The sequence below is a fragment of the Streptomyces sp. NPDC040610 genome, assembly GCF_055594065.1.
In genome coordinates this window covers 99601-112934 of the sequence record NZ_JBVIXA010000001.1, presented here as the reverse complement: position 1 = coordinate 112934, position 13334 = coordinate 99601, and the positions used below count along the sequence as shown (strand labels likewise).

At 73.3% G+C, this 13334-nt stretch carries 12 protein-coding genes; 3 read left to right on the top strand and 9 right to left on the bottom strand.

Annotated features, from left to right (window positions below):
• Positions 1–50 precede the first annotated feature (50 nt).
• Positions 51–1898, bottom strand: a complete 1848-nt coding sequence (locus ACZ6AA_RS00585; protein ID WP_471456577.1) for a serine/threonine-protein kinase — start codon at positions 1896–1898, stop codon at positions 51–53.
• Positions 1899–2121: 223 nt separating this feature from the next.
• Between ACZ6AA_RS00585 and ACZ6AA_RS00580 the strand changes: the two genes are divergently transcribed.
• Entirely contained in the window at positions 2122–3138 is a 1017-nt protein-coding gene (locus tag ACZ6AA_RS00580) for an alpha/beta hydrolase (RefSeq protein ID WP_468450472.1), read from the top strand.
• 48 nt (positions 3139–3186) lie between these two features.
• Here ACZ6AA_RS00580 and ACZ6AA_RS00575 read toward each other — a convergent pair whose 3' ends face one another.
• The gene (locus tag ACZ6AA_RS00575; protein WP_468451672.1) at positions 3187–3999 is read right to left on the bottom strand and encodes a menaquinone biosynthetic enzyme MqnA/MqnD family protein; all 813 of its coding nucleotides are present in this window, start codon (positions 3997–3999) and stop codon (positions 3187–3189) included.
• Between the two features lie 376 nt (positions 4000–4375).
• Between ACZ6AA_RS00575 and ACZ6AA_RS00570 the strand changes: the two genes are divergently transcribed.
• Positions 4376–4579 (top strand): cold-shock protein, encoded by a 204-nt coding sequence (locus ACZ6AA_RS00570; protein ID WP_052580872.1) that lies wholly within the window; start codon positions 4376–4378, stop codon positions 4577–4579.
• A 304-nt stretch (positions 4580–4883) separates the two neighbouring features.
• Here the strand turns inward: ACZ6AA_RS00570 and ACZ6AA_RS00565 are convergent, their stop codons facing one another.
• Genes ACZ6AA_RS00565 through ACZ6AA_RS00540 form a run of 6 tightly spaced genes read right to left on the bottom strand, consistent with a single transcriptional unit; the run spans position 4884 to position 11538 of the window.
• The gene (locus tag ACZ6AA_RS00565) at positions 4884–5702 is read right to left on the bottom strand and encodes an ABC transporter ATP-binding protein (RefSeq protein WP_471455675.1); all 819 of its coding nucleotides are present in this window, start codon (positions 5700–5702) and stop codon (positions 4884–4886) included.
• On the bottom strand, positions 5699–6787 hold the full coding sequence (locus ACZ6AA_RS00560) for an ABC transporter ATP-binding protein (RefSeq protein ID WP_468480340.1): 1089 nt from the start codon (positions 6785–6787) through the stop codon (positions 5699–5701). The genes ACZ6AA_RS00565 and ACZ6AA_RS00560 overlap by 4 nt, the downstream gene beginning before the upstream one ends.
• A complete protein-coding gene (locus ACZ6AA_RS00555; protein WP_468450465.1) occupies positions 6787–7641 on the bottom strand; it encodes an ABC transporter permease in 855 nt (284 codons plus the stop codon). Before ACZ6AA_RS00555 ends, ACZ6AA_RS00560 begins: the two co-directional genes overlap by 1 nt.
• Positions 7638–8597 (bottom strand): ABC transporter permease, encoded by a 960-nt coding sequence (locus ACZ6AA_RS00550; protein WP_380854383.1) that lies wholly within the window; start codon positions 8595–8597, stop codon positions 7638–7640. The genes ACZ6AA_RS00555 and ACZ6AA_RS00550 overlap by 4 nt, the downstream gene beginning before the upstream one ends.
• Positions 8598–8602: 5 nt before the next feature.
• Complete coding sequence (locus ACZ6AA_RS00545; RefSeq protein ID WP_468480339.1) at positions 8603–10306, bottom strand: ABC transporter substrate-binding protein; 1704 nt, start codon at positions 10304–10306, stop codon at positions 8603–8605.
• Positions 10303–11538 (bottom strand): C45 family autoproteolytic acyltransferase/hydolase, encoded by a 1236-nt coding sequence (locus tag ACZ6AA_RS00540; RefSeq protein ID WP_471455674.1) that lies wholly within the window; start codon positions 11536–11538, stop codon positions 10303–10305. The genes ACZ6AA_RS00545 and ACZ6AA_RS00540 overlap by 4 nt, the downstream gene beginning before the upstream one ends.
• Positions 11539–11662: 124 nt before the next feature.
• On the opposite strand from ACZ6AA_RS00540, the gene ACZ6AA_RS00535 reads away from it, so the two are divergent.
• Positions 11663–12637 (top strand): MurR/RpiR family transcriptional regulator, encoded by a 975-nt coding sequence (locus ACZ6AA_RS00535; RefSeq protein WP_471455673.1) that lies wholly within the window; start codon positions 11663–11665, stop codon positions 12635–12637.
• A 44-nt stretch (positions 12638–12681) separates the two neighbouring features.
• Here the strand turns inward: ACZ6AA_RS00535 and ACZ6AA_RS00530 are convergent, their stop codons facing one another.
• A complete protein-coding gene (locus ACZ6AA_RS00530; protein ID WP_468480337.1) occupies positions 12682–13287 on the bottom strand; it encodes a helix-turn-helix domain-containing protein in 606 nt (201 codons plus the stop codon).
• Positions 13288–13334: the final 47 nt, after the last annotated feature.

The following is a 13334-nucleotide window of genomic DNA, read 5'->3' as shown; positions in this document are numbered from 1 at the left end:
CAATTCCCACCCAACGACTAATCCCCCATAGCCCTTCAGGTGCACATATGTCACCCGACCTTGGCCAACCGCGCAGCCGGATCCCCCGCCTTCGGATCCTCGGAGGTGTACCGCAGCCCGGAGCCGGCCGGTCGCAACCGCACCGTGTGGGAGGCCTGGGAGCACTGCTTCGGGTTGGACTTGTCGCCGACGCCGGTGGCGACGAGTTCCTTGGGCGTGGCCGACTTCAGGGTCAGGTTGTCCACGCACTTGTCGCCGATGAGGTCCGTCTGCGTCACCGCGCCGATGCGGTCCCCGGCCTTCGGCACCTGGCGCACGGTCACCTCGAACGTGCCGAGCGGTACGAGGCCGTCGCGCGCCGACGCCTTGCCGCGCCACGTGCCGAGGTAGCGCGCGGGCACGGCGCCCTCGAGCTGCGAGTCGTCGCCCGTGTCCCCCGTCGCGCTCGGCGGCCGTCCCGCCGAGTCCTTGGCGCCGCCGTCGTCCCCCGGCAGCAGGTTGAACACGAACACCGACCCCACCGTGACCGCCGCGAGCGCCCCGGCCACCGCCAGCGCGACCGTACAACTCACCCTGCGCCCCCGGCCGTCGGGCCGCGCGGGCGCCGAGGTCGCCGCCACGGAGAGCGAGAGCCCGCCGGAGGGCGGCGCGTCGGACAGCGCCGTGTCGGCGGTCGCGGGCGTCCCGGCCCCGTGCGGCGCCGGGGCGCTCTTCTCCTCGTACGCGGGCGGGGGCGCGGATGGGCCCGACTCGTGCGCGGCCGACGGCGCCGGGGAGCCCGAAGGGCCCGACGGCAGCGGTGGCGCCGACGGCGTCGAGGGACCTCCCGGCGTGTACGAGGCGTATGAGGCGTATGAGTTGTACGACGCGTCCGGCGGCCCGAACACGCCCGCCGCCCCTGCCCCTGCCCCCGTGCCCGCAGCCGCACTCGCCCCCGTGAACGGCACCGGCCCCGACAGCGGCCCCGCCGCTCCGCCCGAGCCGTCCGCACCCCTCGCGTGGTCCACCTCCAGGTCCAGCAGCCGCACCGCACTCCGGCTCACCCGCTCCACCACGGCCCCGGGCAGCCAGCCCGCCGCCACCAGCGGCGCCGCGCCCTCGGGGGCGAGGTGGCGGGCCAGGTCGGCGGGGGCGGGGCGGGCGGCGGGGTCCTTGGCGAGGCAGGCTGCCACCAGGTCGCGGAAGTCGCCGGTGAGGGCGCCGAGTTCGGGCTCCTCGTGGACGACCTTGTAGAGCAGCGCGGCGGAGGAGTCGCCGGGGAAGGGAGTGCCGCCGGTCGCCGCGTAGACGAGGACGGCGCCGAGGGAGAAGACGTCGGCGGCACCGGTGACGCCCTTGCCGAGGATCTGCTCCGGGGACATGTAGCCGGGCGAACCGATGGAGACGCCCGTGGAGGTGAGGGACGCGGTGCCGTCGGTGGCGCGGGCGATGCCGAAGTCGATGAGGCGGGGCCCGTCCATGGTGAGCAGGACGTTGGAGGGCTTCACATCGCGGTGGACCAGGCCGAGGCCGTGGACGTGCGCGAGGGCCTCGGCGAGGCCCGCGCCGAGGACGCGGACCGAGTGCTCGGGCAGCGCGCCGCCGTCCCGCACCGCCTCGGTCAGGGAGGGACCGGCCGCGTACGCCGTCGCCACCCACGGCACCCGTGCCTCCGGGTCGGCCTCCAGGACGGGGGCGGTCCAGTCGCCGCCGACCCGCCGGGCCGCGTCGACCTCGCGCCGGAAGCGGGCGCGGAACTCCTCGTCGAGGGCGAAGTGCGGGTGGACGACCTTCACGGCGACGGTGCGGCCACCGGCGCTGCGGCCCAGATAGACGCGCCCCATGCCGCCGGCGCCGAGGCGTCCGAGCAGTCGGTAGGGGCCGATGACGGCGGGTTCGTCCGCTTCGAGCGGGTGCATGGCGAAGGCCTCCCCCAGACGCGCTGATCGCATGCCCACACGGCGCCCGCCGGTGCGTGCCCCGGCGTCCGCCGGTGTCCGCCGCGTGCCCGTGTCGACGGCCAGCGTAATGCGGTGGGGCACACGGGCGCGCGGACGGGAACGCAGCACGCCCCCACGCCATCTATCCATCCGTAAATGACCAGATTGCCCCTGTACGCCTGCCCGGACTCCCTGGAGCGCCATGAACCGCCGCCCGACCCGCATCGCCGCCCTCATGGCCGCCGCACTGGCCGCGGCCGCCCTCACCGGCTGCTCGTCCGACAAGCCCGAGCCGGTCACGTTCGACAACCCGAAGGCGTCCTCGTCCGGGGACGCGGGCGCCGCCCGGCGGGCGAAGGCCGACGGCAGCCGGATGCCGACGGGGCCGCGCGCGGACTTCACCACGGAAAGCACCCTGGAGGACGGCACCAAGATCGGCGTGACGACCCTGCGCGGCAAGAAGTCGGGGTTCACCGGAAAGGTATGGGTCTGGGCGCCCAAGCAATACTTCGACCCGAAGTACGCGCACAGCGGCTTCCCGGTGCTCATCGCGCTGCCCGGCGGCCCCGGCTACCCCAATAACTATTGGATGGGCACGGACCTCAAGCTGGAGAGCTCCATCGCCAAGTGGTCACGCCAGGGAAAGAGCCTGCCGTTCGTCGTCGTGATGCCCGTACTCAATCCCGATGACAAGTTCTATTACGACGGAAGTGACATACCGGGGCAGCCGCGAATGGGCACCTGGATGACGGAGGACATACCGGATTTCGTGAAGGCGAATTTCCGCACCTTCGACTCCCGTGACGGCTGGGCCTTCATGGGTTCCTCTTCGGGCGGATTCGTGGGTCTGAAGTCCGTCCTCAAGCGCCCGGACCGGTTCCGGGCGGTCATCGCGAGCGGCCCCGACACCGTGCCCGACTCGCCCCTGTGGCACGGCCACGAGACCGAGCGGCTCGCCAACGACCCGGGTCGGCTCGCCCGGCGCCTGATCGCGCGCGGCGGCCCCGAGGTCGACATCGCCTTCCAGGTCGGAACGGCGGAGAAGGGGCAGGCGAACCTGGAGGCGTTCATGAAGGAGTACGGGAAGGGCCCGGTCAAGACGCGTCTGAACGTCATCCAGGGCGGCACCCACAGCGCCCACTCGTACGTGCCCGGCATGGGGAACGGGCCGATCCAGTGGATCAGCAAGCACATGAAGGCACCCGTGCCGAGCACGTGACCCGCCGGACCCCGGGGGCGCACGCGCCGGGCACGGGCCCGGCCGCGGCTACGGCCCGAGCAGCTCCACCTTCACGTCCGCCGGGAACCCGGTCGAGGGCCCGACGCGCCGCGCGAACTCCGCCACCCCCGCGAGCTGCGCCGCCCCGAAGCGGAAGTCCAGCGTCGTGAAGTACCGCTCAAGGACGCCCGCGTCGAACGCCTCCCAGCGCGCCGCCTGCTCCGAGACCTTCGCGACCTCGTCAAGGGACAGGTCCCGCGAGGACAGGAACGCCTGATGCACCTCCCGTACGACCTCCGGCTCGCGCGCCAGGTAGTCGCGCCGCGCCGCCCACACCGCGAAGACGAACGGCAGGCCCGTCCAGTCCTTCCACATCCGGCCCAGGTCATGGACCTCCAGGCCGAGCCGCGGGCCGTCGATGAGGTTCGCGCGCAGCGCCGCGTCGCCGATGAGGACGGCGGCGTCCGCCTCCTGCATCATCAGGCCGAGGTCGGGCGGGCACGAGTAGTAGTCGGGACGTACGCCGACCTTCTCCGCCAGGAGCAGCTGCGCGAGGCGCACGGACGTGCGCGAGGTGGAGCCGAGGGCCACCCGCGCCCCGTCCAGGCGGTCCAGCGGCACCTGCGACACGATCACGCAGGACATCACCGGGCCGTCGCAGCCCACGGCCAGATCCGGGAAGGCGACGAGGTCGTCGGCGTTCTTCAGGAACTCGACCAGGGTCACCGGAGCGACGTCCAGCTCCCCGCGCACCAGCTGCTCGCTGAGCTTCTCCGGGGTGTCCTTGGTGAGCTCGAAGTCGAGCAGGGTGCCGGTCCTGGCCAGGCCCCAGTACAGGGGCAGGCAGTTCAGGAACTGGATGTGGCCGACGCGCGGCCTCGCGGTGCGGGCTGAGGCGGCCCCGTCCGAGGGCCCCCCGTCCGGGGTGTCAGCGGGAGAATTGTCCACATCGGTGAGGCTAGACCCGTCGCGGCGCGGCGCTGTCGCCGGGGGCCCGGAGCGCCCTCCGTCAACCCTGCTGAAGATCCCGTCAAACCTCCGGGTGACGTGATCTTGATCCCTATTGCTTCCGGGTGCCTGCGTGCTAAGCTCACCGCAAGTTGCAGTTTGGTTTCCCTTGCAGTACAGAGCCTGCGGAGCATGTGACCCGCGGGCTCTCGTCGTTTTCAGACTTTTGCAGTTGTTTCAACAATCGCAGGTTCTGGAGCAGGGCAACCCTTTGGCCCAAGGAGGGCTTATGGCTACCGGAACCGTGAAGTGGTTCAACGCCGAAAAGGGCTTTGGTTTCATCGCCCAGGAAGGCGGAGGCCCCGACGTCTTCGTGCACTACTCCGCGATCAACGCCAGCGGTTTCCGCTCCCTCGAGGAGAACCAGGCCGTGAACTTCGACGTCACGCAGGGCCCGAAGGGTCCGCAGGCGGAGAACGTCACCCCCATCTAAGGGGCGGCTTGCCTCCCACAAGGGAGGCTTGATCCGGACGGAAGCAGTACCCAAGGAGCCCTGCGCTCCCACGTTCGTGGGAGCAGCGGGGCTCCTGCCTTTTTCTGGCGGGGGCGCCGTGCTGGGCGTGGATCGGCCTTCGGCCTCGTCCTCAAGCGCCGGACAGGCTGAGATGTCCCTGGTTGCGCTGGGACGCCGCCCGTCCGGCGGGGCGGGGATCTTTCAGCCCGTCGGGCGTTTGAGGACGAGGCCGGAGGCCGATCGGGGGTGAGGTGCCCCGCCCGCGCGGGGCGTACTGCCAGGGCTAGGTCGGGTCCAGGGACGCGCGGGCGTGGGCTGCGACGGTCGGGTCCCAGCCTTCGGTGGGTACGGAGGCCAGGAGGAGGTGGGTGTACGGGTCCTCGGGGGACGAGAGGACCTGGGGGGTCGGGCCCCGTTCGACCACCTTGCCGCGACGCATGACCAGGACCTCGTCCGTCACGTGCCGCACCACCGCCAGGTCATGGCTCACGAACACCAGCGCCACCCCCGTCTCCGCCCTGATCTCCGCAAGAAGCTGGAGGATCTGGGCCTGGATCGACACGTCCAGCGCCGCCACCGCCTCGTCCAGGACGAGGATCCTGGGGTCCACGGCAAGGGCCCGCGCGATGGCCAGGCGCTGGCGCTGGCCGCCCGACAGGTCCCTCGGGCGGGCGTCCGCCTCCCTCGGGCCGAGGCCCACCCGGTCCAGGAGCTCCGCCGCCTCCGCCTCGCCCCGGTCGTGCAGGCGCAGCGCCGTGCGGAGGCACTGGGTCGCCGTCAGGCGGGGGTCCAGGGAGCCATAGGGGTCCTGGAAGACCATCTGGATCTCCCTCGCCCTGGCCAGGCGGGCCGCCCTGCCCCTGGGCGGACGGGGGTCCCTCGTCCTGCCCGCCACCGTGATCGTGCCGTGGTCCGGGCGGACCAGGCCCACGAGCATCCTGGCGACCGTCGTCTTGCCGGAGCCGGACTCGCCGACGATGCCGAGGGCGCCGCCCGGGGGGACGGTGAAGGTCACGCCGTCCGCCGCCCGGTGGGAGCCGCCGCCCGGCAGGGGGTAGGTCTTGCTGAGGCTGTCTGCTTCCAGCAGCAGGTGGGGCTTCATCCGTGGTTCACCTTGTCCGTGTCGGCGCCGTCGGCCTGTGGCTGTGCGGCACTCACGAGGGCGCAGGCCGCTGTGCCGCCGTCCGGCAGGCGCACCGGCTCCGGGGCCCAGGTCTCGCAGGTCGGGTGGGACTCGGGGCAGCGGCTGACGAAGGGGCAGCCCGTGTAGGTGTCCGAGAGGGACGGGGGGCGGCCCGGGATGGGGCGGAGGGGCGTGAGGGTGTCGCCCAGGGTCGGGGAGCAGGTGAGGAGGCCCTGGGTGTAGGGGTGGGCGGGGGTGGTGAAGAGCGCCGAGGCCGTGCGGGACTCGACGACGCGGCCCGCGTACATGACGTACACACGGTCGCTGTACGCGGCCGCCAGGTGCAGGTCGTGGGTGATGAAGAGGAGCCCGAGGCCGTGCTCGGCGCGCAGGGTGCGCAGCAGGGCGAGGATGTCGGCCTGGGTGGTGACGTCGAGCGCGCTGGTCGCCTCGTCGGCGAGGAGCAGGCGCGGGCGGGCCGCGAGGGCGCCCGCGATGACGACGCGCTGGAGCATCCCGCCGGACATCTCGTGCGGCCGCTGCCGCACCCGGCGGGCCGGGTCCGGCAGCCCCACGGAGGCGAGCAGCTCGACCGCCTCCGACCTGCTGGCGCCGCGCTCGACCAGGAAGTCCCCGACGCGCCGCACCGGGTTGAGCGCGGCCCGCGGGTCCTGGTGGACCAGGGCGACACCGTCGGCGCGGTGGGCGCGCAGCCGTTCGCCGGTGAGGCCGAGGACTTCGGTGCCGTCGAAGCGTACGGAACCGGAGGCCACCGCCCCGGCGGGGAAGAGCCCGAGTGCCGCCTTCGCCGTCGTCGACTTGCCCGAGCCCGACTCCCCCACCAGGGCGACGACTTCGCCGGGCGCCACGGTCAGGGACACCGAGTCGAGGACAGGCCGGGCGGCGCCGGGCAGCCGCAGGGTCAGGTCCGCGATCTCCAGCAGGGCACCGGGCTCCGCCACGGCGTCGGACTCCACCGTGGAACCGGGCTCCGCCGCGGCGCCGGGTCCCACCGAGGCCTCGGCCACCGGAGCGGACGTACCCCCGGGACGGAATTCGCTCATCACTGCCTCCCCAGACGGTCGGCGGCCCAGACGCCGACGACGTTGAAGCACACGACCACCAGGGCGATGGCCGTGCCGGGCACGAGTGCGGGCAGCATCGCGCCCTGGACGATCGCGGCCTGCCCCTCCTGGACCATCAAGCCCCAGTCGGAGGACGGGGGTTGGGCGCCGAAGCCCAGGTAGGAGAGGGTCGCCAGGGACATCAGGGCCTCGCCGAAGAGGACGACCAGGTAGCCGAGGATCGCGCGGGCGAGGTTCGGGACGACATGGGCGGCGCAGATGCGAAGGCCGCCCATGCCTTGGACGCGGTAGGCGTCGACGTACGGCTTGCGGGCCTCCGAAAGGGCCAGGGAGCGCGTGTACTTGGCGACGGTCGGCGTGAAGGCGAGGCCGAGGGCGAGGACGGAGGTCGTCATGCCCGCGCCGAAGACCGCGATGATCAGGACGGTGAACAGCAGGCCGGGGAAGGCGTACATCACGTCCGTGAGGCGGGAGACGAGGACGTCGACCCAGCCGCCGCGCCACGCGGCGAGCACGCCGAGGGTGACGCCGAGGACTCCGGCGACGGCGAGCAGCGCGAGCGGGGCGATGAGGCTGCTGCGGGCTCCGTACAGGGCCCGGGAGAGCAGGTCCTGGCCGGAGGAGTCGGTGCCGAGGAGGTGGTCGCGGCCGGTGCCGACGAGGGAGGAGGAGAGGTCGATGGTGTCGGGGGCGTACGGCGCGAGCAGGGGGGCGCACACGGCCGCGATGACAACCAGGGCGAGGAGGGTGCCCGCGACGAGGACGCCGACGGGACGGCGTCCGCGTACGGCCGCGAGGGCCGGGGCGGGGGCTTCGGTGAGGATCGCGGTCATCGGGCCGCTCCTTCGACGCGGGGGTCGAGCAGCGGGTGGACGGCGTCCACCAGCGTCGTGACCACGATGTATCCGGTGACCATCAGGAGCAGGACGGCCTGGGCGACGGGGAAGTCATGGGTGTTGATGGCGCCGACGAGCAGCGAGCCGATGCCGCTGAGGCCGAACGCGGTCTCCACGACGACGGTTCCGGCGAGCATGCCCGCCATGACCAGGCCGCACATGGTCACGATGGGGCCGAGCGCGTTGCGCAGGACGTGCCGGCGGACGATGTCCCGCTCGGGGACGCCGGAGGCGCGGGCCGCCTCGACGTGGTCGGAGGCCGCCGCGTCCACCATCGCCTGCCGGGTGACCCGGCTGACGAGGGCGAGCGCGCCGAGCGCCAGCGACAGGGCTGGCAGCGTGAGATGGCGGACCGTGTCCAGGAAGCCGGACCCGCTCCCGGTCACCGGGAACCAGCCGAGCCGCACCCCGAAGAACGACACCAGCGCGATGGCCGCGACGAACGACGGCACCGACGCGGCCAGCGTCGTCGCGCCCACCACCGCCGAGTCCACCCACGTGGACCGCTTCACGGCGGCGAGGACGCCCGCGCCCACGCCGAGGACGACGAACAGGACCGTGGCGTACAGGACGAGTTGGAGGGTGGTGGGGAAGCGGGCGGCCACCAGGTCGGCGACCTGGTCGCTGTATTTGAAGGAGCGGCCGAGGTCGAGGTGGACGCAGTCCCACAGCCAGCGGCCGTACTGGACGAACAGGGGCTCGTCGAGGTGGTACTCGGCGCGGACCTGCGCGAGCCGTTCCGGTGTCAGCTTGTCGCGGCCGCCCGCGAGGAACACGGCGGGGTCGCCCGGCGCCGCGTACACGGCGGCGAAGATGACGAAGGAGGCAGCGAGGAGCGTCGCGAGCACACCGGTGACGCGGCGGCCGACGCGGAGTGCGAGGCGAAGTGCCATGGGGCTCACCCGGCCTTTCGCGGGCCGAGCTGGGCGGCCCACGGGTAGTAGAGGTACGCCTGGGACGCGGGCGGTCCGGTCAGCTCGTCGCTGAGGACGAGCGCGGTCGGCACCTGCGCCACGGGGATCCAGACGGCCGCGTTCACGAACCGCCGCTGGATGTCGGTGGTGAGCCGGGCCCGGCGCTCGTCGTCGAGCGTGCCGAGGGCGCGGCGCGTCAGACGGTCGTACGTGGCGTCCTTGAAGCCGACCCAGTTGTTGGAGGAGTCGGACAGGCCGTTGTCGTAGAAGCCCATGGGGTCGGACTTGGAGATGTACCAGTCGCCGACGAGGGCGTCGATGTCGGCGCGGGCGCCGGGGTCGCTGTAGAACTCCTCGAACTGGGCCGGCGGGACCGTCTTGATCTGTGCCTTCAGGCCGATGCGCTGGAGCGCGGCGCGGGTGGCGTTGGCGACCACCGTGCGGCCCTGGCTGCTGTCGGTGCCGATGACGATCGGGTCGTCGGGGGCGCCCGCCTCCTTGACCAGCTTCCGGGCCTCGGCGATGTCGTCGGCGGAGGGCGAGACCGGCGCGACCGCCGTCAGCTTCCGCTGGGCGGCGGCGAAGTGCCGCTTCTCGTACCCCCAGGCGCCCGCCCCGACCGGCGACGCCCACGGCTGCACGAGCCCGCCGTAACCGGAGTTGGCGATGCCCTCGCGGTCCAGGGCGAGGGACAGGGCGCGCCGGATCGCCGGGTCCTTGAGGCCGCCGCGGGCGGTCGGGATGAGGACGAGGGAGGCGGTGGAGGGGCCGTAGTACTGCTTGAGGCCCTTGGTGGTGCGCAGGGCGGCGGCGGTGTTGGGCGACTCGGCGTACGTGCCGTCGGCGGCGCCCGTCTTCAGGGCGTTCACGAGGGCGCTGTCGGAGGCCCAGCGGAAGTCGACACGGCGGGTCGGCGGCTTCTTGCCCCAATACCCCTCGTACGCCTCGATGGTGAGCGAGTCGCCGGACTTCCAGCTCTTCAGGCGGTACGGACCCGAGCAGGCGTCGCCGTGGCCCGGGGTGCCGAACTCCTTGCCCGCGGCGCGCACTTGGCGGGGGTTCCAGACGATGCCCGCGTCCCCGGCGAGCGCCTTGGTGAACAGGGCGTCGGGCTCCTTGAAGCGGACGGTGATCTCGCGCGGCCCGGTCTTCTCCATCGCCAGGACGTTGCCGAACTCGTCGGCCTGTTCCATGTCCGGGTCGGCGTGCCGCTTCAGGCTCCACAGCACGTCGGCGGCGGTGAGCTTCGAGCCGTCGTGGAAGGTGACGCCGTCGCGGACGGTCAGGACGAGGGTGCGGTCGTCGGGCGTGCGGGCCTTCTCGGCGAGGAACGGCTTGACGCTCATGTCGGGCTGGAGCTGGTAGAGCCGCTCGCAGACGTTGGTGAGGACGACGCGGCCTGCGCTGGTGCCCTGGGTGTCGAGGTCGAGCGAGTCGGGCTCGTCCTCCAGGAGCCAGTCGGCGCGGTCGAGCTGGCCGCGGGCGGGCGGGGTGGTCGGGGACAGCTTGAGCTTCGCGGCGTCGGCGGGCTTGCCGCCGAGGGCGGAGGTGTCGGCTCCGGCGCAGCCCGCGGCACCGAGCAGGGCCAGGGCGGCGAGCCCGGCGCCGACGGCGCGCGGGCGCGGGGGCAGCGTCGGGCGCGGGAGCCGCATCCGGCGCGGGGGCCGCTGCGGGCGCTTCGTGGTCATCTGGCTTCTCCGTACGGGCCGTCGTAGAGGTTCCACGGAAGGTGCTGGTAGTCGCGGTCGCAGGGGGTGCCCGCGGTGACGCGGTAGTCGCCGGTCGTCAGGTCCACGCAGGAGGAGACGAGGGTGGCCCAGTGCTTGAGGGGCGGGCGGCGCCGGTCGGGGTGGGTGCACAGCGACTCGGGGTGGCCCAGGTGGTCGGACATGGCCTGCTTGATGATCTTCAGGGACTCGTCGGGTCCGGTGGCGGCGCGCAGGGCGCGCAGGCCCTGTTCGGCGCGCGGGACGCGGATCAACGAGTCCGGGGACATCGGGCGGTACTCGGCGGCGAGGGCGGCGGGGACGCCCGCCTGGTAGTGATTGCCGTGCACGAGGAGCCCGTCGGTCGGATACATCCAGCCGTGCCCGGCAGGCGTCGTCTCCAGGTCGATGGCGAAGCCTTCGCGGCAGGTCAGCAGGGCGTTCGAGGCGATGTGGGCGCGGGCGCGGCAGAGCACGTCGACGGCGTCGGTGATGGCGTGCTGGTCCAGGACGCGACGGCGTACGACGGTCTGCGGCAGGCCGACCGCGTCGCTGAAGCGGCCGCCGAGGCCGTTGGCGTTGAGCGCGATCCCGGCGGAGTTGGCGCCCTGGCGGCCGATCTGGCCGGCCTCCACCTGCATGATCAGGGTGGGCTTCGGGGGCTGGACGATGCGCAGCATCACGACGGTGTCGGCGACTCCGGCGCGCCAGTCCCAGTTCTGCCCGGCGTAGACGTGACCGTCGCCGCTGGCTTCGCCGTAGGCGGCGAAGGAGGTGCAGCCGTCGGGGACTTCGGGGGCGGCCTCGGCGGCGGCTTCGGCGGCGGCCTGTGGCGCGGCACTGCCGGCCATGTCCTTGAACGACCGGTCGTAGATCACCTCGCCGCGGGCGTTCAGGGCGAGGACGTCGAGGAGGCCGACGCCCGCGCCCTCGGCGATCCCGGCCATCTCCTCCGCCAGGTCGGGCGCGTACTCCCGCACGGGCCGCAGCCAGCGGGCGGCCCGTGCCGTCACCTGGTCCCAGGTCAGCCCGGCCGACTGGCCGAACGCGGCCTCGTAGTACGCGAGCGCCGCGTGCAGCTGGGGGCGGACCGCCTCGCCGTACTGGCGGCCGCGGGCGGTGGGGGTGCCGGAGATCTCGACGACCGGGAGCGTTCTGGACGGGTCGGCCACGAGCGGGTCGGTCGGGCCTGCGGGGGCGGTGCGCGGTGCCATGCTTCTCCTCGCGACGGAGAGGTCCCCGGGACCGCCGTCCTGTAACGTCGGTTACGGAACTCTCTCTCCTTGGAATGCGTTGTCCAGGAGAGTAACGGGCATCACACGGGAGTCAATAGCCGTAATGAAGATTTCAGGGGTGCCGGAGGGCGAGGACGGCGGCGCGGGCGGCGGGAGCGGCGCGGCAGGGGCGGGTGGGGCGGGGCCCGGCGGGGACGGCGACGCGGGCGGCCTGGCCCGACTGCGGGCCGCCGTGCGGGATCAGTGGGAGACGCTGTCCGCGTCGGAGCGCGCGGTGGCGCAGTATCTGGCGGGGGCGCCCGCCGAGTCCCTGCTCTTCGCGTCCGCGCAGGAGCTGGGCTCGGCCAGCGGGACGAGCAACGCCACGGTCGTCCGCGCCCTCCAGCGCCTGGGGTACGCGGGCCTGCCCGCGCTCAAGCGCGACCTCACCGCGGACTTCACCTCCAGCGTCGCCCCGGAGGTGCGCCTCGCCCAGCGCATCGCGCACGTCGGGCGGGACCTCGGCGGCATCTGGGACGAGGTGTTCGACGAGGCGCAGGAGCGCATCGAGCACGCCCGCCGCCTCACCCCGGACGAGGCGCTGCGCACGGCGGTCGGGGTGCTCGCCGAGGCGGGCGAGATCCACTGCTTCGGGGTCGCCGCGTCCGAACTGGCCGCGCGGCACCTGGCGTTGGCGCTCGGCCGCATCGGGCGGCGGGCCCGGCACGTGGGGGCGACCGGGTTCGCGCTCGCCGACGACCTGCTCGCGCTGCGGCGGGGGGACGCGGTGGTGATCTTCCAGCCGGGGCGGGCCCTGCCGGAGCTCGACGTCCTGATCGACCGGGCCCGGGCGGTCGGGGCCCGGGTCGTGCTGGTGACGGACGAGCTGGCGGAGGTGTTCGGGGGGCGGGTGGACGCGGTCCTGACGGCGCCGCACACGCCCACCGGCATAACGACCGAGGCGCTCACGGCTCTCGTGGTCGCGGACGTGCTGCTGCTGGCACTGACGACGCTGGACGAGGCGCGGGCCGTGGACACATCACATCAACTCACCGCGCTGCGGGAGCAGTTGCTGGGGCCCAAGCGACGCAGGGGCTGAGCGCGGAGCCTGGCCGCAGGCCCCGGGCACCCCGGCCGGACGCCTCACACGTGCTGCATCACCAGCACGAACGTCGTGCCCGGCACCAGCGCCTCGTACGCGTGCGGGACGTCGCCCCGGTACGACATGTAGTCACCGGGGCCCAGCTCCACCCGCTCGCCGGACGGGCCCGCGAGCACCCGGCCCGTGCTGACGATCAGATGCTCCACCGAGCCGGGGATGTGCGGCTCGGACTCGCGCACGGAGCCGGGCTCCATGGCGCCGTGATAGATGTCGCGCCGCACGCCGGACGGGCCCGCCGAGAGCAGCGTGCCCGCGTAGGAGGCCTCCTCGGCCCGTATCGTCGGGCCCTCGCCCGCGCGGATCACCGTCACGGCGGGGCCCGGCGACTCGACGAGCACGCTGAACGGCACGCCGAGGGCGACGGCGAGCGCCCAGACCGTCTCGATGCCCGGGTTCCCCGTCGCCGCCTCCAGCTGGGACAGCGTGGACTTGGCGATTCCGGCGCGTTTGGCCAGCTCGGAGAGGGAGAGCCCAGCGCGGGTGCGCTCCCGGCGCAGGGCCGCGGCGATCCACTCGCGGGGCAGGCCCGCGGGCGGGCGCGCGCCGCCCGGCCGGGGGCCCTTGGCGCCGTCGCCGAGGTCGGTCATGCGCTGCACACTCCCTGAGCTGCGGGTCCTGGCTGCCGATCTGAGCT

What these genes read in the sequence shown, in the direction of transcription:
- ACZ6AA_RS00565 (WP_471455675.1), bottom strand. Translation starts at nt 5,702, where the DNA reads ATGAAGCCCCACCTGCTGCTGGAAGCAGACAGCCTCAGCAAGACCTAC.
- ACZ6AA_RS00555 (WP_468450465.1), bottom strand. Translation starts at nt 7,641, where the DNA reads ATGACCGCGATCCTCACCGAAGCCCCCGCCCCGGCCCTCGCGGCCGTA.
- ACZ6AA_RS00540 (WP_471455674.1), bottom strand. Translation starts at nt 11,538, where the DNA reads ATGGCACCGCGCACCGCCCCCGCAGGCCCGACCGACCCGCTCGTGGCC.
- ACZ6AA_RS00545 (WP_468480339.1), bottom strand. Translation starts at nt 10,306, where the DNA reads ATGACCACGAAGCGCCCGCAGCGGCCCCCGCGCCGGATGCGGCTCCCG.
- ACZ6AA_RS00560 (WP_468480340.1), bottom strand. Translation starts at nt 6,787, where the DNA reads ATGAGCGAATTCCGTCCCGGGGGTACGTCCGCTCCGGTGGCCGAGGCC.
- ACZ6AA_RS00585 (WP_471456577.1), bottom strand. Translation starts at nt 1,898, where the DNA reads ATGCACCCGCTCGAAGCGGACGAACCCGCCGTCATCGGCCCCTACCGA.
- ACZ6AA_RS00535 (WP_471455673.1), top strand. Translation starts at nt 11,663, where the DNA reads ATGAAGATTTCAGGGGTGCCGGAGGGCGAGGACGGCGGCGCGGGCGGC.
- ACZ6AA_RS00530 (WP_468480337.1), bottom strand. Translation starts at nt 13,287, where the DNA reads ATGACCGACCTCGGCGACGGCGCCAAGGGCCCCCGGCCGGGCGGCGCG.
- ACZ6AA_RS00570 (WP_052580872.1), top strand. Translation starts at nt 4,376, where the DNA reads ATGGCTACCGGAACCGTGAAGTGGTTCAACGCCGAAAAGGGCTTTGGT.
- ACZ6AA_RS00550 (WP_380854383.1), bottom strand. Translation starts at nt 8,597, where the DNA reads ATGGCACTTCGCCTCGCACTCCGCGTCGGCCGCCGCGTCACCGGTGTG.
- ACZ6AA_RS00580 (WP_468450472.1), top strand. Translation starts at nt 2,122, where the DNA reads ATGAACCGCCGCCCGACCCGCATCGCCGCCCTCATGGCCGCCGCACTG.